The sequence below is a fragment of the Actinomycetospora flava genome, from assembly GCF_037400335.1.
Classification (GTDB): Bacteria; Actinomycetota; Actinomycetes; order Mycobacteriales; family Pseudonocardiaceae; genus Actinomycetospora; species Actinomycetospora flava.
The window spans coordinates 265,982-291,952 of record NZ_JBBEGM010000004.1 but is presented as its reverse complement, the minus strand read 5'-3'; the positions used below and the strand labels follow the sequence as shown (position 1 = coordinate 291,952).

23 protein-coding genes are annotated in these 25,971 nt (G+C 74.2%); 13 read left to right on the top strand and 10 right to left on the bottom strand.

From position 1 onward, the window contains the following. Positions 1-96 precede the first annotated feature (96 nt). Positions 97-552 carry a pyridoxamine 5'-phosphate oxidase family protein gene (locus WCD58_RS13175; protein WP_337703491.1) on the bottom strand — a complete coding sequence of 152 codons (456 nt, stop codon included), beginning with the start codon at positions 550-552 and terminating at the stop codon, positions 97-99. A gap of 332 nt (positions 553-884) precedes the next feature. Between WCD58_RS13175 and WCD58_RS13170 the strand changes: the two genes are divergently transcribed. From WCD58_RS13170 to WCD58_RS13160, 3 genes are read left to right on the top strand one after another with little or no spacing between them, the layout of a single operon-like run. Next, positions 885-3,086, top strand: coding sequence for a phosphatase domain-containing protein (locus tag WCD58_RS13170; protein ID WP_337703490.1), 2,202 nt, complete (start codon positions 885-887; stop codon positions 3,084-3,086). A gap of 35 nt (positions 3,087-3,121) precedes the next feature. Next, entirely contained in the window at positions 3,122-3,877 is a 756-nt protein-coding gene (locus WCD58_RS13165; RefSeq protein ID WP_337703489.1) for an endonuclease/exonuclease/phosphatase family protein, read from the top strand. Between the two features lie 28 nt (positions 3,878-3,905). After that, positions 3,906-4,589, top strand: a complete 684-nt coding sequence (locus WCD58_RS13160) for a CDP-alcohol phosphatidyltransferase family protein (RefSeq protein ID WP_337703488.1) — start codon at positions 3,906-3,908, stop codon at positions 4,587-4,589. Here WCD58_RS13160 and WCD58_RS13155 read toward each other — a convergent pair. Genes WCD58_RS13155 through WCD58_RS13135 form a run of 5 tightly spaced genes read right to left on the bottom strand, consistent with a single transcriptional unit; the run spans position 4,540 to position 8,867 of the window. Then, positions 4,540-4,911 carry a hypothetical protein gene (locus WCD58_RS13155; RefSeq protein ID WP_337703487.1) on the bottom strand — a complete coding sequence of 124 codons (372 nt, stop codon included), beginning with the start codon at positions 4,909-4,911 and terminating at the stop codon, positions 4,540-4,542. The genes WCD58_RS13160 and WCD58_RS13155 overlap by 50 nt on opposite strands. Beyond that, positions 4,901-6,115, bottom strand: a complete 1,215-nt coding sequence (locus WCD58_RS13150) for a T6SS phospholipase effector Tle1-like catalytic domain-containing protein (protein WP_337703486.1) — start codon at positions 6,113-6,115, stop codon at positions 4,901-4,903. The genes WCD58_RS13155 and WCD58_RS13150 overlap by 11 nt, the downstream gene beginning before the upstream one ends. 52 nt (positions 6,116-6,167) lie before the next feature. Beyond that, positions 6,168-6,998 (bottom strand): alpha/beta fold hydrolase, encoded by an 831-nt coding sequence (locus tag WCD58_RS13145; protein WP_337703485.1) that lies wholly within the window; start codon positions 6,996-6,998, stop codon positions 6,168-6,170. Continuing rightward, the gene (locus WCD58_RS13140; RefSeq protein ID WP_337703484.1) at positions 6,991-7,611 is read right to left on the bottom strand and encodes an isochorismatase family protein; all 621 of its coding nucleotides are present in this window, start codon (positions 7,609-7,611) and stop codon (positions 6,991-6,993) included. Before WCD58_RS13140 ends, WCD58_RS13145 begins: the two co-directional genes overlap by 8 nt. Before the next feature lie 14 nt (positions 7,612-7,625). Beyond that, complete coding sequence (locus WCD58_RS13135; RefSeq protein ID WP_337703483.1) at positions 7,626-8,867, bottom strand: CaiB/BaiF CoA transferase family protein; 1,242 nt, start codon at positions 8,865-8,867, stop codon at positions 7,626-7,628. A 44-nt stretch (positions 8,868-8,911) separates the two neighbouring features. Between WCD58_RS13135 and WCD58_RS13130 the strand changes: the two genes are divergently transcribed. After that, on the top strand, positions 8,912-9,598 hold the full coding sequence (locus tag WCD58_RS13130; protein ID WP_337703482.1) for a GntR family transcriptional regulator: 687 nt from the start codon (positions 8,912-8,914) through the stop codon (positions 9,596-9,598). On the opposite strand, the gene WCD58_RS13125 is transcribed toward WCD58_RS13130, so the two are convergent. Both WCD58_RS13125 and WCD58_RS13120 read right to left on the bottom strand, forming a co-directional pair. Next, complete coding sequence (locus tag WCD58_RS13125) at positions 9,538-10,893, bottom strand: MFS transporter (RefSeq protein ID WP_337703481.1); 1,356 nt, start codon at positions 10,891-10,893, stop codon at positions 9,538-9,540. The two genes, WCD58_RS13130 and WCD58_RS13125, sit on opposite strands and share 61 nt — an antisense overlap. A 164-nt stretch (positions 10,894-11,057) precedes the next feature. After that, positions 11,058-12,422, bottom strand: a complete 1,365-nt coding sequence (locus WCD58_RS13120) for a GntP family permease (RefSeq protein WP_337703479.1) — start codon at positions 12,420-12,422, stop codon at positions 11,058-11,060. A gap of 142 nt (positions 12,423-12,564) precedes the next feature. On the opposite strand from WCD58_RS13120, the gene WCD58_RS13115 reads away from it, so the two are divergent. The 3 genes from WCD58_RS13115 (at position 12,565) to WCD58_RS13105 (ending at position 16,640) form a co-directional block, all read left to right on the top strand. Continuing rightward, on the top strand, positions 12,565-14,223 hold the full coding sequence (locus WCD58_RS13115; protein WP_337703476.1) for a serine/threonine-protein kinase: 1,659 nt from the start codon (positions 12,565-12,567) through the stop codon (positions 14,221-14,223). A 202-nt stretch (positions 14,224-14,425) separates the two neighbouring features. Continuing rightward, entirely contained in the window at positions 14,426-15,082 is a 657-nt protein-coding gene (locus WCD58_RS13110; RefSeq protein WP_337703474.1) for a helix-turn-helix domain-containing protein, read from the top strand. A 319-nt stretch (positions 15,083-15,401) separates the two neighbouring features. Next, a complete protein-coding gene (locus WCD58_RS13105) occupies positions 15,402-16,640 on the top strand; it encodes an aminotransferase class V-fold PLP-dependent enzyme (RefSeq protein WP_337703472.1) in 1,239 nt (412 codons plus the stop codon). 4 nt (positions 16,641-16,644) lie between these two features. Here the strand turns inward: WCD58_RS13105 and WCD58_RS13100 are convergent, their stop codons facing one another. Next, positions 16,645-17,394, bottom strand: coding sequence for an IclR family transcriptional regulator (locus WCD58_RS13100; RefSeq protein WP_337703470.1), 750 nt, complete (start codon positions 17,392-17,394; stop codon positions 16,645-16,647). A gap of 70 nt (positions 17,395-17,464) precedes the next feature. On the opposite strand from WCD58_RS13100, the gene WCD58_RS13095 reads away from it, so the two are divergent. The 6 genes from WCD58_RS13095 to WCD58_RS13070 all read left to right on the top strand — a co-directional run bounded on the left by WCD58_RS13095 (position 17,465) and on the right by WCD58_RS13070 (position 25,281). After that, positions 17,465-18,799: an NAD(P)/FAD-dependent oxidoreductase gene (locus tag WCD58_RS13095; protein WP_337703582.1), complete on the top strand. Its 1,335-nt coding sequence runs from the start codon at positions 17,465-17,467 to the stop codon at positions 18,797-18,799. Between the two features lie 2 nt (positions 18,800-18,801). Continuing rightward, complete coding sequence (purU, locus tag WCD58_RS13090; RefSeq protein WP_337703467.1) at positions 18,802-19,677, top strand: formyltetrahydrofolate deformylase; 876 nt, start codon at positions 18,802-18,804, stop codon at positions 19,675-19,677. A gap of 76 nt (positions 19,678-19,753) precedes the next feature. Next, a complete protein-coding gene (locus tag WCD58_RS13085; protein ID WP_337703465.1) occupies positions 19,754-22,078 on the top strand; it encodes a penicillin acylase family protein in 2,325 nt (774 codons plus the stop codon). 14 nt (positions 22,079-22,092) lie between these two features. Beyond that, on the top strand, positions 22,093-23,019 hold the full coding sequence (locus WCD58_RS13080; RefSeq protein WP_337703463.1) for a polysaccharide deacetylase family protein: 927 nt from the start codon (positions 22,093-22,095) through the stop codon (positions 23,017-23,019). A 55-nt stretch (positions 23,020-23,074) separates the two neighbouring features. Continuing rightward, a complete protein-coding gene (locus WCD58_RS13075; protein WP_337703460.1) occupies positions 23,075-24,646 on the top strand; it encodes a GAF domain-containing sensor histidine kinase in 1,572 nt (523 codons plus the stop codon). Further along, on the top strand, positions 24,643-25,281 hold the full coding sequence (locus WCD58_RS13070) for a response regulator transcription factor (RefSeq protein WP_337703458.1): 639 nt from the start codon (positions 24,643-24,645) through the stop codon (positions 25,279-25,281). Before WCD58_RS13075 ends, WCD58_RS13070 begins: the two co-directional genes overlap by 4 nt. Positions 25,282-25,283: 2 nt before the next feature. Here WCD58_RS13070 and WCD58_RS13065 read toward each other — a convergent pair whose 3' ends face one another. Continuing rightward, complete coding sequence (locus WCD58_RS13065; protein WP_337703456.1) at positions 25,284-25,955, bottom strand: helix-turn-helix domain-containing protein; 672 nt, start codon at positions 25,953-25,955, stop codon at positions 25,284-25,286. Between the last annotated feature and the right edge of the window lie 16 nt (positions 25,956-25,971).

Below are 25,971 nucleotides of genomic sequence, written 5' to 3'. Positions count from 1 at the left end.
CTCGGCAGAGGCGCAAGTCAACTCTCGTGGCTCACTCGGATACCAAGAGTCAGTGGGAAGTGGCGTCCTTTCTCGCTGGCGAGTTCTGGACACCGGTCACTCCCGTTCGATTCGGCGAAGTCCGACCGCCGGCGTCCACCACTCCACGACGAGGAGCGTCGCCTCGGGGTTGAGGTGTGTGTGGACGACCTCGGTGATATCCGCGCGGAAGAGGTCGCCGCCGGGGCCCTCGGTGACCTCGCCGGACGGGACGGCCCGCCCCGCGATCTTCGCCTCGCCGGGCCACTGCGCCTCCTGACCCTCGACGGGGTCGACGGTGGCGCTGTGCAGGGCGAACCGGGGGTCGCGGCGCAGGTCGGCGCCCTTGCGTGCGGCGGGCATCGACCCGAAGGTCAGCTCGCCGTCGTCGAACACCGTCTCGATGCCGGAGATGCGCGGCGCCCCGTCGGCCCGCAGCGTCGCGAGCGTCTTGTGCCGGTGGGCGTCGAACAGCTCCCGCACCCGGCGCGCGAACTCCGGCGCCGCGGCCTCGACATCCCGCCAGCTCGTCATGCGCCGATGATGGCACCGGGGTCCGACAGCGCCGCCGCGCCGGCGATGCCGCATCGCTCGGACTCTGGTCGGCGGGTCCTGGTGATCAGGGGTGCCTGGTGCACCCGACGACGCCGCGGCGGGTGCATGACGCGCTCCTGATCTCCGAGGCGTCGTGCACAGTCCCTCGCCCGTGGAGATCACGAGCGCCTCATACACCCCATGACGGGTTCCCGCGTGGATGACGCGCTCGTGATCTCTACGGCGCGGGTGGCCGTGGCCACGGACGGCGACATCGCGCCCCGTGATGCGGGTTCTTGCCCCCGATCGGCCCTGCCGCCACGATGCGAGGGGTGACGACCGGGGGATCGCGACGGATCGGGGTCGTCTACGACGTCGACGGGGTGCTGCGCATCGCGCCGCTGCGCCGGCAGTGGGGGCGCCTGCAGGCCCTCGTCGCCCACGGCTCGCGGGACCGGCGCTCGCTGCTCGGGATGCAGCGGGTGCTCGGCGTGCTCGCCGACGGCGAGCACGCCGACGTCTACTTCCTCACCGCGCTGCCCGACAAGATGGCGCGCCCGCTGCGGGTGGCCCTGCGCCACGACCAGTACCCCGGCGGCACGCTGCTGATGGCCGGGCGCTCGCTAATCTCGGGCTGGCTGTTCGGAGCGGGCCTCGAGCGCAAGCGCACCACCCTCGACCGGCTGATCGCCGCGGACCCCGAGACGTCGTGGGTGCTGGTCGGCGACGACGCCGGCCACGACCCGCAGCTGTTCGCCGACGTCGCCCGCGACCACCCGGGGCGCGTCGCGGCGATCGCGATGCGCCGCCTGCTCGAGGTCGAGGACGCCTCCACGCACACCGACGGCGACGGTCCGCCGATCGTCCGGGCCCCCAACGGCGAGGAGCTGCTGCCCGGGCTGCGTGAGGTCCTCGGCCTCGACGAGGCCGGGCGCGGGTCGCGCGTCGACGACTGGTTCCTCACCGAGTCCCAGCGGGGCAACCCGGCGACCCGGCTGCGCCCCTGGACCGAGGGCAACGAGGTGCAGCTGCGCGTCCACGGCAGTGCCTACTACCGGATCCTCGCCGCCCGCCTGGCCACCACCGGCCCCGGCGACCAGGTGCTCTTCCTGGGGTGGCGCGGCGACGGCGACCAGCAGCTCGGCGACGACGGGCCGACCGTGTCCCAGGCGCTCGCGGACGCGGCGCGGTGCGGGGCGCGGGTGTGCGGGCTGCTGTGGCGCTCGCACCTGTCGATGTTCGGCTACCACGTCACCCAGAACCGGCGTCTCGCCGCGGACCTGCGGGCGGTCGGCGCCGAGGTGCTGCTCGACCAGCGCATCCGCCCACTGGGCAGCCACCACCAGAAGCTCGTCGTGATCCGCCACGACACCGACCACCCCAGAGATCAAGGCTCCGCTGACGACGTCGCCTACGTCGGCGGCATCGACCTCGTCCTCGGGGCCCGCGACGACATCGTCCACCGGGGCGACCCGCAGTCCACCGCGGCCGCCGACGCCTACGACCGCGACCCCCGCCACGACGCCCAGCTCGAGCTGCGCGGCCCCGTCGTCCGCGACCTCCACGAGGTGTTCGTCGAGCGCTGGGTCGACCCGACGCCGCTGGTCCGCCTGCCCTGGCACGTCGTGCCCGACCTCGTGCACCGACTCCCGCAGCGGGCCTCCCGGCTCCCGGCGCCGACCCCGGACCCTCCGGCGACGGGGACCTGTGCGGTGCAGGTCCTGCGCACCTACCCCCGCCGCACGCCGCCGCTGCCCTACGCGCCCTTCGGCGAGCGCAGCGTGGCCCGCGCGTTCATCAAGGCGCTGGGACGGGCGCGGCGGCTGGTCTACGTCGAGGACCAGTACCTGTGGTCGGCGGACGTCGCGCGGGTGTTCGCCGCGGCCCTGCGCCGCGCGCCGGAGCTGCACCTCGTCGCCGTCGTGCCGCGCCCGCACCACGACGCCGGGCCGAACCCCGCCATGATCGGACAGGCCGAGGCCATGGCGATGGTGCACGAGGCCGGCGGCGACCGCGTGCAGATCCTCGACGTGGAGAACGACGAGGCGAGCCCGGTTTACGTGCACGCCAAGGTCTGCGTGATCGACGACGTCTGGGCCACGGTCGGCAGCAACAACTTCAACACCCGGTCCTGGACCCACGACTCGGAGCTGGTCTGCGCGGTCCTCGACGCCGAGCGCGACGGGCGCGCGCCCGCCGACCCCGGCGGGCTGGGCGACGGCGCCCGCGGCTTCGCCCGCCGCCTGCGCCTCGAGCTGATGCGCGAGCACCTGGGCCTCGGCTCGGACGACGACCCGATCCTCGACCCCGACGCCGCGGCCGAGCTCGTGCGCACGCGGGCGAGGGCGCTCGACGACTGGCACGCGGCGGGCGCGGTGGGGGAGCGGCCGCCGGGCCGCCTGCGCCGCCACACCCCGGTGCACGAGCAGGTGGAGATCACCCTCCGCCGGCGCTGGATCACGGGTCCCGCCTACCGGATGGTGCTCGACCCCGACGGGCGCCCGCTGCGCGCCCGCCTCCAGCGGACCTATTGAATGGGGTCATCGGAGAGTCGGCGCGCCTGCGGGTCATGAGCTTCAACGTCCGCGGCTTCACGACGCCCGTGGACGGGCGGCACCGGTGGTCGCGGCGCGCCGCGGTGAACGTCGCGACGGTGCGCGCACAGGCCCCGGACCTGCTCGGCGTACAGGAGCTCCAGCGCGCCGCACTCGCGACCTACCGCCGCGAGCTGGCCGACCACGGCCTCGTGCTCGGCCCCGCGGCGGGCACCCGCGGGCGCCCCGAGCACAACGCCATCCTCTACGCGCCCGACCGTCTCGAGCTGCTCGAGCACGGCGGGTTCTGGCTCAGCGCGACCCCGGACGTGCCTTCGGCCTCCTGGGGCACGCGCAACAGGCGGGCCGTGACCTGGGCGCGGTTCGCGGTCCGCGGCACCGACGCGACCGTCCGGCACGTCAACGTCCACCTCGACCACTGGAGCGCCCTCGCGCGCGAGGAGGGCACGCGCCTGCTCCTGCGGCGCCTGGCCGACCCGACGCCGACCGTCGTGACCGGCGACTTCAACTGCCCGCCCGGCTCGCCGCCGTACCGCGCGCTGCTCGCCCACGGCTACACCGACACCGCGCGCCGGGACGAGGAGACCTTCCACGGGTTCGGCAAGGTCCGCGCGGCCGCGGTGCGCCGGTTCCACGGCGGGCCGCTGCGCCTCGACTGGATCCTCGCCGGTCCGGGCGGCTGGGACGTCGAGGACTCGTGGATCGTGCGCGACACCCTGGCGAGCGACCACGACCCCGTGATCGCGGAGCTCCGGTTGTCCGGGGCGTGACGACTACAGTGCTCGCGGGGTGATGCGGATGGACGTCGACGACCTCGAGGGCTACTTCGACCGCTGGTCACGGGCCCACGGCGGCTACGACGTCCGCTCCTCCCGTCCCACCATGGCCTGGTTGCGCCTCGCGCACCGCTTCGGCGCCCCGCTGGCCCGCCGCGGCGTCTCGCCGACCGCGGTGACGGTGGTGGGCGGCGTCGTCGCGGTCGCCGTCGGGGCCGTCGCGGCGCTCGGCGGGCGCTGGCCGCTGCTCGCCGCGGCGCTCGTCGTGGTGGTCGCGGTGCTCGACGGCGTCGACGGGGCGGTCGCCCAGCTCACGGACTCGTCGACGGCCTGGGGCCGGGTGGTCGACCAGCTCGTCGACCGCATCGGCGACCTCAGCATGATCGTCGGACTGTGGGCCCTCGGCGCTCCCGGGCCGTTGTGCGCCGCGGCCGCGGTGCTGACCCTGCTCGGCGAGGGTGTCCGGGCCGGTGCCGCCGCGGAGGGCGTCGGCGGGGTCGGTCTCGTGAGCTTCCCCGAGCGCCCGGCCCGCCTGGTGATCGGCGGTGTCGGGCTCTTCGCGGCCGGGGTCGTGCCGGCCGTCGCCGCCACGACGGTCACCGTGGCCGCGGGGATCTGGACCGTGCTGACCGTCGTCGCCACCGTCCAGCTGGTGGTCAACGTGCGCCGGCACCTGCGGGGTCGCCCGCGGAACCTGGGGGACTGACCTCCCCGAGCCGGCGCACCGTCAGCGTGACGTGCCCGTGGTTGTTGCCGTAGGCGCCCCAGGCGTCGTTGCCGTAGGCCCAGAGGTAGCCGGCACGGCGCGTGGTCCGTTCGAGCGCGTCGCCGACGACGAACTTCTCGTCCTCGGCGACGACGGCGCCCGCCCCGTCGGTGTCCTCGTCGGCGACGAACCCGACCAGTGCCATGAGCGGGGCGCCGGCCTCGCGCCGGGCGCCGACGAGCTCGGCGTCGGGGTTGTCGCTCACGAGGCGCAGCCCGCTCTCGACCAGGTCCACGACCCGCCCGAAGCCGTCACCGACCACCGGCCAGCGGGCGGCACCGGCGGGCCCGCCGCCCCCGAGCGGCGCCCCAGTCGCCGGCCGCCGTGAACAGGTAGGTGCCCGGCTCCAGGTACAGGCCGGTGGCGTTCCAGCTGCGGTCGGCCGCGACCCGCACCTGCGTGTTCGCGCCCGTCCGCAGGCGCCGGGTCGGGCGGTACTGCAGGTCGGGTGGCTCGGGAGCGGTCGCCTGCTGGCGGGTGTATGCGGAGTCGTGGACGTCGGGGCGCGGCCGGTCGGTCTCGACCGGCGGCGTCGCGCGGGGGCGGGGCGCCATCACGGTCTCGGCGGCCGCGCCGAGCAGCCCGTGCGGCATCCCGTGCAGGGTCCCGTTGACCGGGTCGCCGGCGAGGGGCGGGCCGACGAAGGGCAGCCCGGCCTTCTGCGCCTCCTCGATCATCCAGGCGAGCGCGCCGTCGCTGAGCCGGTCGTCGTCGCCGTGGCCGCCGCCGACGTCGCAGTGGTCGCCGGGGAACCAGACCTGGTCGATGTCCTGGTCGGGATCGGCGGCGGCCTCGTCCCAGAGCGTCGGGCGGAACGGCCCGCGCATCTCGTCGAGCGACACGGCGTGGCGGGCGTGCGGGACGCGGCGGTCGAGCACGACGTCGAGGAACTCGTAGCGGTGACGGGACCGCAGCACGTCCGGGATCCCCAGGTAGGTCGGGATGCCCAGGGCGCCGACGGTGTCCCAGACGCCGACGAAGGACACCGGGACCGTCGCCGAGCGGGGGTCGTAGGCCAGCGGCGGCCAGCGGTGCTCGGCGGGCACCCGGGGCGTCCGGCCGGCCCGCTTCTCGACCTTGTGCGTCTCGTAGCGCCGGTAGGCCTGCGCCACCGCCGTGTCGAGGGTGGCGTCGTCGACACCCTCGCGGTCGACGATCCCGACCGCGCCGACCATCCCGGCGAGGCTCCGCGCCAGGTACGCGCCCCGGCTGAACCCGAACAGGGCGATGCGGTCGCCCGGCCGGAACGCCTCGACGAGGAAGCGGTAGCCCTCCCGCAGGTCGCCGTCGATCCCCCACCCGGCGAGCCCGCCCCGCACGTGGTCGACGACGCCCCCGGTGCCGACCCCCGCCAGGTACTGCTTGCGCCCCGCCGGGAGGTCCAGGCGCTCGAACAGACGGATGACGTTGCTGCCGGCGATGGCGTCCTGCCAGGTGCCGTCGCAGCAGACCCCGAGGTCGCTCATCCACCCAGGCTCCCGAGGCCCCGGGGGAGCGGGTATGGGCAGAAGTGCGTACTCAGACGGCCACGGACGACGTGATCTCGGCGTAGAACGAGCGCAGCAGCGCGTCCAGGCGCATCTTCTGCTCCTTGCCGGCGATGACGTGCGAGGCGTCCCACCATGTCTCGTCGCGGCCGTCGGGCAGCAGCTCGGCGAGCAGGCCGGTGTGGTCGACGGTCGTGATGGGGTCGCGGCCCGCGTGCAGCACGAAGCTCGGGACGCGGACCTCGCCCAGGCGGTCGCGGGTGTCGTGCCCCAGGCAGGCCTCCACCAGCCGGCCGTGGGCCTCGGCGCGCCCGGCGAGGTCGCCCCACGCACCGTCCGGACCGAGGAGCCGGTCGCGGTGGCGGCCGTAGAACGCCGGGGCGAAGCTCAGCGACGCGCACAGCATCTGGAACGCCGCGAACCCGAGCTCCTGGTGCACGCGGCGCAGCATCGTGAGCTGGTCGGTCAGCGCCGGGTCGGCCCAGGCCCACGAGCCCGTCATGAACAGCGATGTCACGAGGTCCGGGCGCCGGATCGCGAGCTCCTGGCCGATGCAGGCGCCCATCCCGACCATGCCGAGGACGTGCACGGGGTCGCCGCCGAGGTGGTCGAGCAGCGCCGCGACGTCGTCGGCGTACGAGCGCGTCGACGCCTCGGCGTCCGGGTGGTCGTCGCTCGCGCCGAGGCCGCGGTAGTCGAACACCACGACCTCGAAGTCGGCGACGGCAGCCCGCGGCAGGTCGCCGAGACGCCCGTGGCAGTACGTGCCCCAGCCGCCCATGGCGACCATGCGCGGGCGGTCCTCGCCGGCGCCGTGGACCTCGAAGTGCAGGCGGCGCCCGTCGACGGTGAGCTCAGGCACCGGCGATCGCCTCCAGGCCGGCGACGGCCTCGTCGACCCCGACGACGTCGGCGTAGCGGCGGCCGACGTCGGCGAGGTTGGCCCGGTGCGCCTCCTGCTGCTGGTCGCCGCAGCACTCGCCGACGACGATCGTGCGCAGCCCGTGCGAGAAGGCGTCGACGATCGAGGCGCGGACGCAGCCCGAGGTCATGCAGCCGAGCACGACGACGGTGTCGACGTCCCAGTAGCGCAGGATCGACGTGACCGGGGTGCCGAAGAACGCCGACGGCGCCTTCTTGATCACCAGCTCGTCGGTCGGGTGCCAGACCTTGGGGTCGATCTCCGCGCCCGCCGACCCCGGGGTGATCTTCCCGAGCTCGGGCATCTTCCATCGCCCCAGGTCGGCGGGCCCGTCGAACGCGACGGCCGTGTGCAGCACCGGGACGCCGAGCGCCCGGGCGCGGTCGAGCAGCGGCCCGCTGCGCTCGACCGCCTCCCGCACGTACGGGCTGCGGCCCAGCGCGAACTCGCCCTCGGTCAGCGCCCGCTGGAAGTCGACGACCAGCATCGCGGCGCGCCGGCCGAACCCGATGTCGTGGCTGGAGTAGCCGGCGGCGTCGAACTCGTCGGTCATGGCCGTCCCTTCTTCTAGATGACGTCCGCCGCGCGCAGCGCGCGCACGGCCTCGGGGGTGTAGCCGAGGCGCTCGGTGAGCACCTCGTCGGTGTGCTCGCCGAGCTCCGGGCCCAGCCAGTGCACCTCGCCGGGCGAGCCCGACAGCCGCGGGAACACACCCTGCATCGGGAACTCGCCGAAGCGCGGGTCGGCCATCGACAGGATCGACCGCCGGGCCGCGAAGTGCGGGTCGGCGAGCATCTCCCGGGCGCGGTAGATCGGGCCCGCGGGGACGCCGTGCTCCTCGAGGTGCGCGAGGACGGCGTCGGCGCTCTGCGTCGAGGTCCAGGCGGCGACGAGCGCGTCGAGCTCGGCGGCGTGCGCGCCGCGCGCGGCGTGGGTCGCGAACCGCTCGTCGTCGGCGAGCTCGGGACGGCCCATGGCGACGGTGAGCCGGCGGAAGACCGTGTCCATGTTCGCGGCGACGAGCACGCTGCCGCCGTCGCCGGTGGGGTAGACGTTGCTCGGCGCGACGCCGGGCAGGGTCGCACCGGTGCGGGTGCGCTCGTGACCGGCGAGCACCCACTCCGGGATCAGCGACTCGGTGACCGCCAGGACCGACTCGTAGATCGACGCGTCGACCACCTGGCCCTCGCCGGTGCGGCGGCGGTGCTCGAGCGCCGCCAGGGCCCCGAGCGCCCCGAACATCGCGGTCAGCGTGTCGCCCAGGGAGATCCCGCAGCGCCCCGGCGGGCGGTCCGGCTCGCCGACGAGGTGGCGCAGCCCGCCCATCGCCTCGCCGATCGAGGCGTAGCCGGCGCGGTGCGCGTACGGACCGGTCTGCCCGTACCCGCTGATCCGCACCATGATCAGGCCGGGGTGGTCGGCGGCGAGCGTGGCGTGGTCGAGGCCCCAGCGCTCCAGCGTCCCGGGCCGGAAGTTCTCGACGACGATGTCGGCCTCGCCGGCCAGCGCGCGGGCGATCTCCCGGCCCTCCGGGGTGCGCAGGTCGCAGGTCACCGAGCGCTTGTTGCGGGCGACGATCGGCCACCACAGGGAGCGGTCGTCGGCCTTCTGCCCCCACTGGCGCATGACGTCGCCGCGCTGCGGGTCCTCGATCTTGACCACGTCGGCGCCGTGGTCGGCCATCAGCTGCGCGCAGTACGGCCCGGCGAGCAGCTGGCCCATCTCGAGCACGCGGACGCCGGCGAGGGCGCCGGCGCGGGTGGGCGTGTGGTTCTCCGCGGGCGCGGGGTCGGCGGCGTAGGCCGTCATGCACGGACTCCTGTCTCGCTAGGCTCCGGTGCTGTGGAGCTGCGGTGAACCGCGCAGACACGGCCTACCGCCAGCTGCGCCGGGAGATCCTGGAGGGGGTGCTCCCCCCGGGGACGCCGCTGCCCGAGGTCGAGTCGGCCGAGCGGCTGGGCGTGAGCCGCACGCCGGTGCGCGAGGCGTTGGGACGGCTGGCGGGAGAGTCGCTGGTCGAGGTGTCGCCGCGCCGGGCCGCGCGCGTGGCCCGCTGGCGGCCCGAGATGCAGCAGGAGATCCTCGACCTGCGGGTGGTGCTGGAGTCGCACGCCGCCGAGCTGGCCGCCGGCACGATCGAGGCGGACGACCTGGCGACGCTCGAGCGGCTGTGCGCCGAGGGCGACGACATCGTCGCCGCCGCGTCGGTCGACCTCGTCGCCTTCGCCGAGAACGCGCGGGTGTTCCACTCCGCGCTGGCCTCGGCCACCGGCCGGCCCCGCCTCGAGGCGATGGTCCACGGCCTGCTCGACGTGCCCGCGGTCGCGGCCCGCTACAGCGCCTTCCGCCCCGAGGACTTCGTGCGCAGCGCGGCCCACCACCACGAGCTGGTCGAGGCGCTGCGCGCGGGCAACGCGCCGTGGGCGGGGCACCTCATGCGCGCGCACATCCTGGCGGCGCGCGAGGCGATGCGGATCCCTCACCGGGACGCCGCCGTGTCCGCCGACTCCAGCTCCGGGCCGGCCGAGCCTGCGGGGTAGCGCGGCAGCCGGCGCAGCATCGCGACACCGACCACCGAGGCGAGCCCGCCGAGCACGAGCGCGACGGCCAGCGGCACCGACGAGCCGCCGAACGTCTGCACCAGCGCGAGTGCGGGCAGGGGCAGCAGCGCGCCGCCGATGACGTTGGCGAGCGCGAACGAGACCGCGACGCCGGTGTAGCGCAGGCGCACCGGGAAGACGTCGCTCATCAGCGAGGGCAGCGCGCCGTTGCCGAGCCCGTAGGGGATGACGCCGATCGCCATCGCGAGCCACAGCAGCGCCGGCTCACCGGTCGCGACCAGCCCGAACGCCGGGAACGCCCACACCACCGTGAAGATCCCGGCGGCGAGGACGACCCGCTCGCGCGACACCTTCCTGCACAGCAGCGCCGCGCCGATCGTGTAGGGCACCAGCAGCAGGCCGCACAGCACGAGACCGACCTGGACGTCGTGGGCGTCGATGCCCTCGACGTAGCTCTTGGCGTAGGCGAGCAGGCCGGTCATCAGCGCGTAGACCACGACGATGATCGCGAGCCAGGCCAGCGTGACCGCCAGGATCGGGCGCCCGGCCTCGCGCATGGTGGCGGCGAAGGTGGCCGGGACCTCGTCGCGGGTCTCCTTGAAGTCCGGCGTCTCCTCCAGGCGCAGCCGCACGAACATGCCGAGTGCGACGAGCACGAACCCGGCGAGGAACGGCACCCGCCAGCCCCAGGCCACGAACGTCTCCTCGTCGACCGCCGACGCGACGACCAGCAGCGACGCGGCGGCCAGCGCGAGACCGAGCACCGAGCCGACCTGGGGGAGCGAGCCGTAGAGCACCCGGCGCGACGGGGGCGCGTGCTCGACGGCGACCGCGACGGCGCCGCCCCACTCACCGCCGACCGCGAGGCCCTGGACCAGGCGCAGCACCACCAGCAGCACCGGGGCGGCGACACCGATCGCGGCAAAGGTCGGCAGCAGACCGACGCCGGCCGAGGCGACGCCCATCAGCGAGAGCGACAGGACCAGCGCGCCGCGGCGGCCCCACCGGTCGCCGAGGCGCCCGAACACCCAGGCGCCCAGGGGCCGGACGAAGAACGCGACGGCGTGGCTGGAGAGGGCGGCGAGCGTACCGAGCCAGGGCTGCGCGCCGGGGAAGAACAGCGGCCCGAACACCAGCGCGGCGACGAAGGTGTACAGGATGAAGTCGTAGATCTCGACCAGCGTGCCGATCATGCACGCGAACGCCGTGCGGCCGGGGGACAGGCCGGTCCTCGCCCGGTCGGCCGTGGGAGCGAGCTCGTCGGTCGGACGCATGCGGCCCTGCCTCTCCCGTCCCGCCGCGTGCGGGCTCCTGGGCACTCAGAGTGCAGTGACCCGGGTCATGAGCGCAAGGTTCTTGTATACCTGAGTCGGGGCTATCGACGGCTTGAGGCGCACGCTGGCGACCGTTTCGGAGTTTCTGCATACAAGAAGCGGCGTCAGAGCACCGCGCTCAGCGCCAGCGTGCAGCCCAGCCCGACCGCCGACGCGATCGAGACCCCGAACGAGCAGGTCTTCAGCGCGCCCCGCACGCTCTGCCCGAGCAGCGACTGCAGCAGCCAGAACGTGTTGCTGGTGACGTGCACGACGAACAGCGCGCCGGTCCCGGCGGCCAGGGCGATGAGCACCGGGTCCAGCCCGATCGCGGGCGCGACGGGGGCGAGCACGCCGGCGGCGGTGATCGCGGAGATCGTCACCGAGCCCACCGCCACGTGCAGCACCGCCGCCGTGAGCCAGACCGTGGCGAGGGGCAGTGCCGTGTTCGCCGAGAAGAGCCCGCCGAGCACCTCGCCCAGGCCCGACTGCGAGATCGCCTCGGCGAGCGACCCGCCGACGCCGGTGAGCACGAGGATCAGCCCGCTCTCCCGGAAGCCCTCGGCGAGCGGCTCGTCGATCCCGTCGCGCCCGAGCTCGCGGCGCGCCACGACCATCGTGCCCAGCACGCCGAGCAGCAGGGCGATCGGCGGCGCGGCCACGAAGGCGAGCACGGGGAGGTACGCGCCCGCCGCCTCGACGATCGCGCCGGCGGCGATGAGGGTCAGCGCGCCGAGCAGCGGGGCGAGCAGGACGGCCAGCGGGGTGCGGGACGCCGGGGCCTGCTCGGCCTCCGCGGGACCGGTGTCCTCGGAATCGGAGTCCTCGGGATCGGCGTCCTCGGACGGCGGCGGCTCGTCGCGCACCGGGTCCCACCAGCGCGACAGGATCGCGCCCGTGATCGCGGAGGCGATCACCACCGTCGGCACGAGCACCACGAGCCCGAACACCAGCATCCGCCCGAGCGGGACGCCGAGGACGCCGGCGATCGCCACCGTCCCGATCCCGGGCACCATCATGACGATCCCGCACTCGCAGCCGATCGCGATCGCGGCCGCCATCCGCGGGATGCCGGTCGGCCCGATTCGGGCGGCGATGCGGCGGGCCAGCGGTGCCGCGATCACGATGAGGACGTCGACGAAGATCGGCTGCAGCACGGTCGCGCACGCCACCGTCATGGTCATCGGCATGCGCTGCGGGCCGAACCAGCGCAGCAGGGTCGCGACGAGGCGCTCGATCGCGCCGACCGCGCGCAGCAGCGAGCCGATGAGCACGCCGAAGGCGATCAGCAGCCCCGCGTCGGCCATGATGTCGCCGAACCCGGTGGTGACGGCGTCGACCGTGCCCTCCACCCCGAGGCCGGTGACCAGGCCGACGGTGGCCGCGGCGAGCGCGAGCACCACGGCGGGGTGGATGCGCACCCGCACGATGAGCAGGACGGCGAGGACGACGACCGCCGCGGTCGCCGTGACGAGGTACCAGCCGGGCATGGCGCGCCATCATGATGAAGCGGGCGATCGGCGTAAACCACCGGCGGCCGACCGGAGTGCTCTGCTCACTCGGGGTCAGATGATTGGGCTGTTCGTGCGACCGTCGCCCGCCTCGCCCTCCGATTCGCCTACGTTGCGTGACATGAGCACCCGCCACGTCCCCTCGGCCCTCCCCACCGGCGCGGAGACGTTCGGGCCGTACCGGCTCGAGGAGCGCATCGGGCGCGGCGGGATGGGTGAGGTCTTCCGGGCCTTCGACACCTCGCGCGAGCGCACCGTCGCGGTGAAGCGGCTGCACGCGGGCCTCGGCGACGACGCCGAGTACACCGAGCGCTTCCGCCGCGAGTCGCGCACCGTCGCGCGCCTGTCGTCGCCGCACGTCATCCCGATCCACGACTTCGGCACGATCGACGGCCGCCTCTACATCGACATGCGGCTCGTGTCCGGTGACGACCTGGCCGCGGTGATCGAGCGGCACGGACGGCTCGGGCCCGCGCGGGCGGTGGAGATCGTCCGGCAGGTCGCCGACGCCCTCGACACCGCGCACGAGGACGGGCTGGTCCACCGCGACGTGAAGCCCTCCAACGTGCTCATCGCCGAGCAGCGGGACCGGGACTTCGTCTACCTCGTCGACTTCGGGATCGTGCGCGCGGTCGGCGGCGCCGCGGACAGCGGTGCGCTCACCGGCACGGGCATGGCGATCGGGACGCTCGCCTACATGGCGCCCGAGGTGTTCGTGAGCCGCGACCCGGACCGCCGCGTCGACATCTACGCGCTCGGCTGCCTGCTGTTCGAGGCCGTCGCCGGGCGCCCGCCGTTCCTGGCCGAGGGGCCGGCGCTGATGTACGAGCACCTCAACGAGACCCCGCCGCGCCTGTCCGCGGTCGTGCCCGACGTCCCGCCCGGGCTCGACGCCGTGGTGGCGACGGCCATGGCCAAGGACCCGGCCGGGCGCTACGCGACCGCCGGGGAGCTCGCCGACGCGGCGGTCCTGGCGGTCGGCGGTCACGTGTCCGGTCCGGTTCCCACGACGACGACCGGGACCGGGACGACCGACGCGGCGACGACCGTGCACCGGACCTCCGGCCCGGTCGGCGGGAGCGCGCCGCCGACCTTGGTTCCCGGACCGCGCTCGGGCTCGACGCCGGGGATGTCGCCGATGCCCCCGTGGCAACCCACGGGTCCGGCCGGCCCGCCGCCCCTGGCCCCACCGCCGTACCACCAGCCCGCGTACCCGCCGCCGCCGTCCCGCGGCCGGGGCCGGGTCGTCGCGCTCGTCGCCGGCCTGGCGGTGCTCCTCCTGCTGCTCGCCGGCGGGGCCCTCGTCCTCACCGCGCAGGCCCCGACCCCGCCCGCGCCGACCCCGGCACCGGCCGCCGCGATGACCCTCACCCAGGTCTTCCCGGGCGCCACCGGGTCGTCCTGCCGGGCGTCGACCCCCGACGACCAGCTCACGACCAGCACCGGGGCGAATCCCGCCGAGGCGATCATCTGCGCCTACCCGGACGTCGCCCCGGACGCGCGCGTGATCTACGCGCGGTGGCCCGACGCCGGCGGCGCGCGCGCCTGGTACGGCGACACCGAGCGGCTCGGCCCCCGCCTCGACCAGTACGCGACGTGGGACGCGGGCGGCGTCGTCCAGGGCCCGCTCTACACCGCGCAGCGCGACGGGACGATCTGCTCGACCGGCATCTACGAGGGCATGGCCTACAGCTGGGAGATCCGCACCGCGACCATGGACCAGTCCTGGGCGGTCTGGCAGCAGCTCCGGTTCCGGCCCCGCACCGAGATCGGTGGCTGAGGCCACGGTGCCGGCCCCGCCCGCGTCGACCCAGCGATCGCCCACCTCGCCCCACAGCGCTCGCGACGGCGGGCACGGACCGGGACGCGCTGCTCGCGGGGACCGAACGGCGCCGGCCGGAGGCCCGCGACCGGGCGACCGTGCTGCTCGACCGGGTGGTGAACGTCGTTTCCTCCCAGCGTCCGCAAACTATTCTCGGATCGTGACCCAGGCGACCGAGGACTCCGGCGAACCGGACACCGGGCCGGACGAGCCCCTCGGCCAGCTCGCCCCCGGCCTCGGGGAGCTGGAGCACGTCATCGCCTCCCGCACCCGCGAGTACCGCATCGCGAAGGGCTACACGATGACGTCGCTCGCGCAGCGCGTCGGCATGTCCAAGGCGATGCTCTCGAAGATCGAGAACGCGCAGACGTCGTGCAGCCTCTCGGTCCTGTCCCGGCTGGCCGCGGCGCTGGAGATCCCGGTGACCGCGCTGTTCCGTGGCATCGACTCCGACCGGGAGGCCGTGTTCACCCGCTCCGGTCACGGGGCGGAGATCTCGCGCCGCGTCAGCAACGTCGGGCACATCTACCGGATGCTCGGCGCGCTGCGCGGGCAGCACAAGCGCCTCGAGCCCCTGCTCTGCACGCTCACCGAGGCCAGCGAGGTCTTCCCGCTCTTCCAGCACCCGGGCACCGAGTTCCTGTTCATGCTCGACGGGGTCATGCGCTACGTGCACGGCGACGCGCAGTACGAGATGCACGCCGGCGACTCGCTGATTTTCGACGGCGAGGGCCCGCACGGGCCGTCGGAGCTCGTCCGGCTCCCGATCACGTTCCTCACCGTCACCGGCTACGGGCACATGCCCGAGACCCCTTAGCGGCCGCCCCGCGGCGAGCACGATCTTCTGCGCGAGCCACGCGTCGGTGACCGGCCCGACCCCCCGGGGACCGGTGTCGCGGCGCGGGCCGCCGGGAGCGCCGCCGGGTCGACGTCGCCGACGAGGTGGGTCCGTCCCGTCGCGGGGTCGCTGACGGGGTTGATGCCGACGTCGAGGAGACCCACCTCGACGAGATGGGCATCCGGGAGTGAGCCCGCGGGTGAGCTCCCCCCGGCGTCTCCCCACGACGGGGGAGTCGGGGGAGCGCGCCGCGACCTAGCGTCGAGGGGCACCATGCCGCTCGTCGGGAGGAACGGCCGTGAAGATCGGAACGACGCACCTGTTCGTGCCCGGTCCCACCACCGTGCCGGAGGTGGTCCGGCGCGCGATGAACATCCCGATGGAGGACCACCGGGCGCCGGATCTCCCGGACCTCGTCCTCGATCTCCTGGCCGACCTCCGGCGCGTGTTCCGGCTCCGGGAGGGCCGGGTGCTGCTCTACCCCGGGTCCGGCACCGGGGCGTGGGAGGCGGCGATCACCAACTGCCTCGACCGCGGCGACCGCGTCCTCATGGCGCGCCACGGCCACTTCTCGCACCTGTGGGTCGAGATGGCGCGCCGGCTCGGGCTCGACGTCGTCTGCCACGACGTCGCGTGGGGTGAGGGTGTCCCGGTCGAGACGTTCGAGCAGGCGCTGCGGGCCGACCCGTCGATCAAGGCCGTCTTCGTCACCCACAACGAGACCGCCACCGGCGTCACCTCCGACGTCCGGGCGGTGCGCCGCGCGATGGACGCCGCGGGCTCCGACGCGCTGCTGTGCGTCGACGGCGTCTCGTCCATCGGGTCGCTCGACTTCCGCCAGGACGACTGGGGCGTCGACGTCGCCGTCGCCGGGAGCCAGAAGGGGTTCATGCTCCCGGCCGGGCTCGCCATGCTCGGCGTGAGCGAGAAGGCGCTGGCCGCGGCGGAGCGCACGACGACCGAGCGGTCCTACTTCGCCTTCCGCGAGATGATCGCCGCGAACGAGGTGGGCTACTTCCCCTACACCCCGCCGATGCCGCTGCTGCACGGCCTGCGGGCGTCGCTCGACCGGCTCTTCGAGGAGGGCATGGACGACGTCGTCGCGCGCCACCACCGTCTGGGCGAGGGCGTCCGCCAGGGCGTGAAGGCGTGGGGGCTGGAGCTGTGCGCCACGTCGCCCCGGTGGTACTCGGACACGGTGACCGCCGTGCGCCTACCCGGGGGCGTCGACGGGGCCCTGGTCTGCAAGATCGCCTACCACCGCTACCGGACGTCCTTCGGCGGCGGGCTGGGGCAGGTCGCCGGCAAGGTCTTCCGCATCGGGCACCTCGGCGACGTCAACGAGGTGTCCTGCCTCGGCGCGCTCGCCGCGGCGGAGATGGCGCTGCTCGACGCCGGCGTCCCCGTCGAGGCGGGCTCGGGCGTCGCCGCCGCCCAGGCGTACTACCGGCAGGCGCTCCTCGCCGAGGAGGAGGCCGCCGGGTCCGGGCCGTGGGCGTCGGCGGGATCGCGGACGCGTCTGGCCGCGGTGCGCTGATCGGTCAGAACGCGCTCGCCACCGTGCGGGCGTGCTCGCGCAGCGTCCCGGCCAGGACCTCGGCGCGCGCCTCGTCGAGGCGCCCGCGCGGTCCCTGCACCCCGAGGATCGCGACGAGGTCGCCGTCGCCGTCCAGCACCGGCACCGCGACGCCGACGAGGTCGGGCTCGCGCTCGGCCTGCGAGAGCCCCCACCCGCGCTCCCGGATCGTCGCGATCTCGCGCTCGAGCGCGGCGTGGTCGGTGATGGTGCGGTCGGTGAAGCGGGTCAGCTCGTCCGGGGCCCGCCCGCCGTGGGCGAGGAACACCTTCCCGACCGCGGTCGCGTGCCGCACGCTGTTGCGCCCGATCTCGGCGACGCTGCGCACCGACTGCGGGCTCTGCACGAAGTCGAGGGTCATGACGTCGTGCTCGCCGGGCACCGAGAGCGTCGCCGTCTCGCCGCTGACGGCGACCAGGTCCTCCAGGGACGGGCGGGCGATCCGGCGGATGTCGAGCGTCTCGCGCGCCGCGCCGGCGAGCTGCAGGATGCGGATCCCCAGGCCGTAGCGCCCGCTGGTCCGGTGGTACTGCACGAGCCCGGGGGCCGCGAGCGTCGCCAGGAGCCGCGACACCGTGCTCGCGTTGATCTCCGTGCGCCGGGCGATCTCGTTGGTGCCGAGCTCCTCGCCGGCAGCCGCCAGCACGTCCAGCACCGCGATCGCCTTCTGGACGGACTCGACCTGCCGATCCGCTGGTCGACCGGTTCTCGCCATGTTAACTTCGTCTCCCAGAGAGAAATACTATTGCCTTCAAGGCAATAGTAGCGCGAAACGGGTGAGCAGCATGGTCCTCACGCAGACCCAGTACCTGATCATCGGCGCGGGCATCCACGGGCTGTCCACCGCCTGGCACCTCGCCACCGAGCTGCGCGAGCGCGGCCTCGGGGACGGCAGCGAGGTCCTCGTCATCGACAAGACCGCCGTCGGTGCCGGCGCGTCGGGCGTCGCGTGCGGGGTCATCCGCAACAACTACTTCCAGCCGGCGATGCGCAAGCTCATGGCGCACTCCGTCGACGTCTGGGAGTCCGACCCGGAGGCCTTCTCGTACCACGGGGTCGGCTACATCCAGGCCGCGCCGGAGGCCATGCACGCCGGCGTCGTGCAGATCCACGCCGAGCAGCAGGCCATCGGCTACGACTCGCAGCTGGTCGAGGGCGTCGACGCCTGCCACGACTACATGCGCGAGATGTTCTCGGACTGGCAGGCGCCCGGCATCTCGGTGATCCTCCACGAGAAGCGCGGGGGCTACGCCAACAACGTCGCCTCGCTGCGCGGGCTCGAGGAGAAGGTGCGCGCCGCCGGCGCCTCGATCGTCACGGGCGTCACCGTCACGGGCCTGCAGTTCGAGGACGATCGCGTCAGCGCCGTCGAGACCGACGCCGGGACCATCGCCTGCGAGCACCTCGTCGCGGCGGTGGGGCCGTGGGTCCGCGACCTCTGGCGGATGCTCGAGCTGCCGTCGACGATCACGGTGCGGATGCCCGACGGCCGGATGGTGCCCGACGCCCCGATGTGGACCTACTGGGCGCTGCAGGAGGGCATCCTCGGCATCGACCCGCACGAGTTCATGGACAACCGCGGCGAGTTCCCGCCCGTGGTGCACGTCGACTCCGACGTCCCCCTGTACGACGACATCGACGGCGAGCTGATCACCGACCGGATCTGGGGCATCTACTACAAGCCCGACTTCCACTTCGGCGGCGTGCAGGGCGGGGCGTCCCCGGAGCAGGTCGGGCGCCCGGCCGACACGGTCGCCGTCGACCCCTACGGCACCGCGAGCCCGGAGTTCGTCGTCGGCGAGGACTTCGTGCGCATGTGGACCTCCGCGCTCGCCGTGTGCCACAAGCGCTTCGAGGGCCGCCGGGACGTCTACCGCAAGGAGCCCTCGGGCGGGATCGGCGCCTTCACCCCGGACAGTTTCCCGGTCTTCGATTCCTTCCGCGGGAACGCGTACGTCATCGCGGACTCCAACCACGGGTACAAGATGATCGGTGTGGGCGCGCTGGTGGCGAAGGAGCTGCTCGGCGAGCCCCAGGACCTGCTGGAGCCCTTCCGCTTCGCCCGGTACGAGGCGGGCGAGCTCCACCCGACCAGCCATTCGCCGTTCCCCTGGAGCTGACCTTGACCTCGCCGACCCTCCCGGACCCCGACGTCGGCCGACTGCTCGTCTCCTGCGAGGACGGGCCCGGCATCGTGGCGGCGATCAGCGGGTTCCTGCACGCGCGCGGCGCCAACATCGTCCAGTCCGACCAGCAGACCACCGACCCCGTGGGCGGGCGGTTCTTCCTGCGGATCGTCTTCCGGGTGCCGGACCTGCCCCAGTGGCTGCCGGCGCTGGAGGAGGAGTTCGCGGCCGAGGTCGCCGAGCGCTTCGGGATGTCGTTCCGCATGCGGGCCGCGTCGGTGCCGACCCGGGTCGCGCTGTTCGTGTCGCGCTACGACCACTGCCTGCTCGACCTGCTGTGGCGGTGGCGCCGCGGCGAGCTGCCGATCGACGTCGTGCAGGTGGTGTCCAACCACCCCGACCTCCAGAAGGAGGTCGCGTCGTTCGACGTGCCGTACGCGCACATCCCGGTCACGAGGGACACCAAACCGGAGGCCGAGCGCCAGCAGGCCGAGCTGCTCGACGGCCGGGTCGACCTGGTGGTGCTGGCCCGCTACATGCAGGTGCTCACCGGCGGGTTCCTCGAGCGCATCGGCGTGCCGGCGATCAACATCCACCACTCGTTCCTGCCCGCCTTCGCCGGCGCCGGCCCGTACGAGCAGGCGAAGACCCGCGGGGTGAAGCTGGTGGGCGCGACGGCCCACTACGTCACCGAGGACCTCGACGAGGGCCCGATCATCGAGCAGGACGTCGCCCGCATCTCCCACCGCGACCGGGTCGCCGACATCACCCGGCGCGGCGCCGACGTGGAACGCACCGTGCTGGCCCGCGCGGTGCGGTGGCACTGCGAGGACCGGGTGCTGCTCGACGGGCACTCGACGATCGTCTTCTAGGACGTCCGGCCGGTTAGCCGAACGGCCAGTCCGTTCATGGCCACCTGGCCATGGGCATCCCTGCTTGACTCCGGCCGTGCTGAACGAACGGGCCGGAGCAAAGCGCACCTCGCACGTGCTGCCGGGCCTGACCGGGCCCGCGGAGATCCTCGTCGACCGGTGGGGCGTGCCGCACATCTACGCCGCGAGCACCTACGACGCGTTCCGCGTGCAGGGGTTCAACGCCGCCCGCGACCGGCTCTGGCAGATCGACTTCTGGCGCCGCCGCGGGCTCGGGCGGCTCGCCGAGGTGTTCGGCGCCGAGCACGCCGAGCGCGACCGCGCGGCGCGGCTGTTCCTGTACCGCGGGGACATGCGCGCCGAATGGCTCGCGTACGGCTCGGACACCAAGCGCGCGTCGACGGCGTTCGTCGAGGGCGTCAACGCCTTCGTCGCGCTGACCCGCGAGGACCCCGACCTGCTGCCCGAGGAGTTCCGCGCGCTCGGCTACGAGCCGGCGTTCTGGGACCCCGAGGAAGTGGCGCGCATCCGCAGCCACGGCCTGTTCTACAACGTGCGCGACGAGGTGGCCCGGGCCCGGACGCTGCGCGACCTGCCCGCCGGGGTCGAGGAGCTGCGCCGCCGCCGCGAGCCCGAGCGCCCGCTCGAGGTCCCCGAGGGCCTCGACCTCGCCGCCCTCCCCGACGACGTGCTGCGCGTCTACGACCTGGCGACGTCCGCCCCGGTCTTCGGACCCCCCACCGAGACCGACCCCCAGGGCGACGTCCTGCCCGAGGGCAGCAACAACTGGGTGCTGGCCGGCTCGCGCACCCGCTCGGGGCGGCCGCTGCTGGCCAACGACCCCCACCGCGCGGCCGCGGCCCTGCCCGGCCTGCGCTACATCGCGCACCTGTCCGCGCCCGGCTTCGACGTCATCGGCGGCGGCGAGCCCGCGCTGCCCGGGATCTCCATCGGCCACAACGGCCACATCGCGTTCGGTCTGACGATCTTCGCGATCGACCAGGAGGACCTCTACGTCTACGAGACCGACCCGGACGACCCCACCCGCTATCGCTACGACGGCGGCTGGGAGTCGATGCGGCGTCTCGAGGAGACGATCGCGGTCCGCGACGGCGACCCGGTGACCGCCGAGCTGCTGTTCACCCGGCACGGCCCGGTGATCCACCAGGGCGACGGGCGGGCCTACGCGGTCCGGGCCGCCTGGCTCGAGCCGGGCATGGCGCCCTACCTCGGCAGCATGGACTACATGCGCGCCCGGAACTGGGACCAGTTCGCCGCGGCGATGAACCGCTGGGGCGCGCCGCCGGAGAACCAGGTCTACGCCGACCCGTCGGGGACGATCGCCTGGCAGACCGGCGGGCTCACCCCGATCCGCCCGAACTGGGACGGGACGCTGCCGGTGCCCGGCGACGGGCGCTACGAGTGGGCGGGCTTCTACGACGCCGACCAGCTGCCCGGGAAGGTCGACCCTGCCCAGGGCTTCCTCGCCACCGCGAACGAGTGCAACCTGCCCGACGACTACCCGCGCGACCGCCACATCACCTACGACTGGTACGCGCCCTCGCGGCGGAACCGGCTCGACGAGGTGCTCGCGGAGACCACCGACGCGACGCCGGAGAGCATGGTGGCGCTGCAGAGCGACTTCCTGTCGGTGCCGGCGCGGCGGATCCTCGAGCGGGTCCGCGCGGTGACCGGGAACGGCGGCACCGTCGACGGGCTCGACCTGCTCCTCGGGTGGGACGCGGTGCTCGCGCCCGACTCGGCGGCCGGGGCCCTGTTCGAGGTGTGGTTCCGGCGCCACCTGCGCCCGGCGCTGCTGCGCAGTGCCCTGACGCCGCTGGTCGGGGCGGGGGAGGCGGACGCCGTCGCCACCCGCATCTCCCCGGCCGAGGACCTGCTCGCCGACGCGCGGGTCGACCTCGACCTGGTCGCGGACCGTCCGGACGCCGAGCTCGCCGACATCGTGGCGAGGACGCTGCCGGCCGCCGTCGCCGAGGTCGAGAAGCTGCTCGGCGCCGACCGCGCCGCGTGGGCGTGGGGCTCGCTGCACGTCGCCCACGCCTTCCACCCGCTGCGCCACCTGCTCACCGGCGTCGCCCCCGAGCGCCTGTCCGCCGGCCCCGCGCCGCGGGGCGGCAGCGGCGACACCGTCGGCAACACCGCCTACGGCCCGAACTTCGTGCAGAGCGCCGGCGCCACCTTCCGGCTCGTCGTCGACGTCGGCGAGTGGGACTCCTCGCTGGCGATGAACGCCCCCGGCCAGTCGGGCCGCCTCGGCGACCCGCACCTCACCGACCTCTTCGGCCCCTGGAGCCGGGGTGAGGCCTTCCCGCTGCTCTACAGCCGGTCGCGGATCGAGGCCGAGGCCGACCACGTCATCGAGCTCCGTCCTTCCCCCTGATCGAGGAGACACCCGTGGGACACCTGCAACTGCCACCCGGCAAGAAGATCGCCGTCAACCTGGGGACGGACTTCGACGCCCAGGCCCTCTGGCTGGGCGCGTTCAACCGGCCGTCGCCGTCGGCCATGTCGCGGGGCCAGTTCGGCGCCGAGGTCGGCGTGCCCCGGCTGCTCGAGCTGTACAAGCGCTACGACGTGACGACGACCTGGTTCACGCCCGGCCACTCCGTCGACACGTTCCCCGACCAGTGCCGCGCGGTGCTCGAGGACGGCCACGAGTTCGGCCACCACGGCTACTACCACGAGGTCCCGCCCGGCCTGGAGCGCGACACCGAGCGCCGCCTGGTCGACCTCGCGTTCGAGAGCTTCAAGAACGTGCTGGGCCTGCGCCCGACCGGCTACCGCTCGCCGTACTGGGACTACAGCGAGAACACCCTCGACATCATCGAGGAGTCCGGCTTCACCTACGACACCTCGCTGATGGCGCGCGACCTCGTGCCGTACCGGCCGCAGCGCTGGCAGGTGAACTGGGAGAAGGCCAACGTCGCGGGCAAGGCGAGCCACGTGCTCGAGATCCCCGTGAACTGGTACCTCGACGACTTCCCGCCGCTGGCCTACACCGGCCCGCAGGCCGGGATGCAGGACACCGAGACGATCCTGCGCCGCTGGCAGGACATCTTCGACTACGCGTACCAGAACGTGGAGAACCCGGTGTACGCGACGTGCGTGCACCCGCAGATCATCGGCCAGGCGCACCACATGATGTGGTACGAGAAGCTGATCCAGCACATCGTCTCCCACGACGGCGTGTGGTTCGCGACCTGCGACGAGATCGCCCGCGCGTGGGTCGACGACGAGGAGGACGAGCGCAAGATGGCGCTGCCCGACGTCCGCGGCGTCGAGCCGGCCCCGGCCGATTCCAGCTGGGCGCGCCAGGCCTGATGACGCGGCGCGTCTCCTGTGTAACGCTCGGGGTTGCACGGGAGGAGACGTGTCCGTGGAGTATCTCGTCGACGGGGGCGGCTCACAGGCGATCCACGACGCCGTGCGCCCGGTCCTCGACGAGATCCAGGCGCTCCTGGGCGCCGAGCTCGGCGTCGTCGTCTACGAGCCCCACGGCCCGGGCCCGGCGGTGGCGCTGGCGTCGACGGGCCCGCACGGCTTCCTGCCCAACGAGGCCGTGGTCGCCGACCCGGTGCTCCCGCGCCGGGCGCCGGCCTCGCTCGACCGCCTCGACCTCCGGTCGCGGCTGCGGGGCCACGGCGTGCGGCTGCGCTCGAGCGTGGTCGTGCCGTGGCGCGACCGCCACGGGCACGGCGCCGTGATCGTCGGTAACGAGGCGACCGCGCTCGGCGACCCGGACGCCGTCCTCGACGACGACCTGCGCCGCCACTACCGGCGGGCGGTCGGGCGCGCGGTGCGGCGGGGTCGCCGGGACGGGGCGCTGGCGGTGGGCCGCGAGCTGCGCGCCGCCACCCGCACGATGGCCGACGCCGCCGCGGCGAGCGGGGACGGGCCGGCGGCCCTGACCGCGATCCTGGGGTCGGCGCGCGAGCTGTTCCGGGCCGAGGTCGCGTACCTCGGCGTCCCGGTCGACGGGTCGGGCACCTACGTCTTCGACGAGGCGCTCGGCATCCGGACCGCACCGTTCCGCCGGCTGCGGGTCGGGCACGGCCAGGGGCTGGGCGGGCTGGCGCGGCGGCTGGGACGTCCGGTGTGCTCGGCGAACTACGCCGCCGACGGGCGTCTCGAGGAGGCCCCGGTGGACGAGACGCGCCACGAGGGGATCGTGTCGGCCATGGCGGCGCCGGTGTCGGTGGGCAGCGAGATCGCCGCCGTCCTTTACATCGGCGACCGGCTGATGCGGCCCTTCACCAGCGTCGACGAGGAGCTGCTCGAGGAGCTCGCGGGCCACGCGGCACCCGGGGTGCGGCGGCGCTCCGCCGACGCCGACCGGGCCCGGGCGCTGGAGCGCGCGGTGCGCGAGCGGGTCGCCTACGACCTGCACGACTCGGTGGTCCGGGGCCTGGTGGCGATCGGCTTCGAGGCCGAGCAGGCCCGCCACGTCGACGGGGACGACGCCGCCACCCGCCTCGACACCATCGCCCGCGCCGCCGAGGCGTGCATGTCGCGGCTGCGCGGCGAGCTGGAGCTGCTGGTCGCCGCGCCCCGCGTCGGCTCGGTGGCCGCGTCGGAGATCCTCGACCGGATCGCGCTGGTGCCCGAGCGCGACGTCCTGCGGGTCCTCGAGCTCGACGGCGCCGACCTCGAGCTCGACCCGGACGCCGCCGACGCGCTCGTGCGCGTGGGCCAGGAGGCGGTCACCAACGCCGAGCAGCACTCCGGCTGCGACCACCTCACGGTCCGCGTCGAGACCTCCCCGCACGCGGTCGCGCTGCACGTCACCGACGACGGGACGTTCGGCCCGGTCGACGCCGGCGGGGCGCACTTCGGGCTGCGGGGCATGCACGCGGCCGTCGACCGGGTCGGCGGGCGCCTGGAGATCGAGGCCGCGCACCCGGCCGGCACGCACGTCCACGCCGTCGTCGCGCCCGGGCCGCTCCGGTGATCACCTTCTGCGTCGTCGACGACCACGAGGTCGTCCACGACGGGCTGCGCGCGCTGGCCGGGCGCGAGGAGGACCTCGAGTTCCTCGGTGCCGCGGTCACCGCCGGCGAGGGGGAGGGGCTCGTGGCCCGCACCCGGCCGGACGTGGCCCTGGTCGACCTGCGGATCGGCGAGCGGAACGGGGGCAGCGGGATCGAGCTCTGCCGTGCGCTCACGCGGGCGGCCGACGCCCCGGCGGTGGTCATCTTCAGCGCCTACGGCAACCGCGACCTGCTCGCCCAGGCGATCGACGCCGGCGCCTCGGGCTACATGCTCAAGGAGACCTCGGTGAGCCGCGTGCCCGAGATCCTCCGCGAGGTCGTCGCGGCGGGGAGCTGGTTCGAGCCGCGGATCGCGGGGGAGCTGCTGTCGCGGCGCCGGAGTGCGCCCGGATCCGCGACCTTCAGCGAGCGCGACCTCGCGATCGTGCGCGGGATCGGGCGCGGCGAGAGCAACCACGAGATCGGCGAGCACCTGCACCTCAGCTCGCACGCGGTGAAGTACCACGTCGCGTCGATGCTGCGCCGCCACGGCTGCGGCCGCCGGGCCGAGCTCGTGCGGGTCGCGCACGACCTGCACCTGCTCGACGAGGGGTGACCTCAGTCCTCGCCGTGCCCCGCGTCGGGGTGGGCGACGACGGAGAGGAACCGGATCGGCAGCTCCAGCAGGTCGCGCGGGCCGTGCAGGCCGTTGCCGTCGAGCTGGAGCGCGTCGCCGGGCAGCAGCTCGTAGTTCGACTCGCCGTGGCTGTAGACCATCCGGCCCTCGAGCATGTACAGCAGCTCGGTGCCCGGGTGCTGGAAGAGCGGGAACTCCTCGCTGCGCTCGGTGAGCGTGACGAGGTGCGCCTCCATCCGCTTGTGCTGCCCGCGCAGGCCGCCGAGCAGCGTGTAGTCGTGCCCGACGCGGGTGCCCCGGGCGACGATGCGGGCGCCCGCGCCGGAGCGCGTGTGCACGGCCTCGCGCTCGACGTCGGCGCCCCGGAAGAACGCGGTGACCGGGATGTCGAGGGCGTCGGCGAGGCGCGCCAGCGTCGTGAGGCTGCACGACGTCTGGGCGTGCTCGATCTTCGAGAGCATCGGCTTGGAGATCCCGGTGCGCACCGACATCTCGGCGAGCGTCGCCCCGGAGGCCCGGCGCAGCCGCCGGACCTCCGCCCCGATGGCCCGCTCGAGGCGCCCCTCCTGCGAGGGGGGCGCCTCGACCTCCCGCACCGCGGGCCCCCCGTGATCGACGCTGCCCACGGACTCGGCGGTGTCCTCCGGGTTCATGACCAGGAGTATGCCG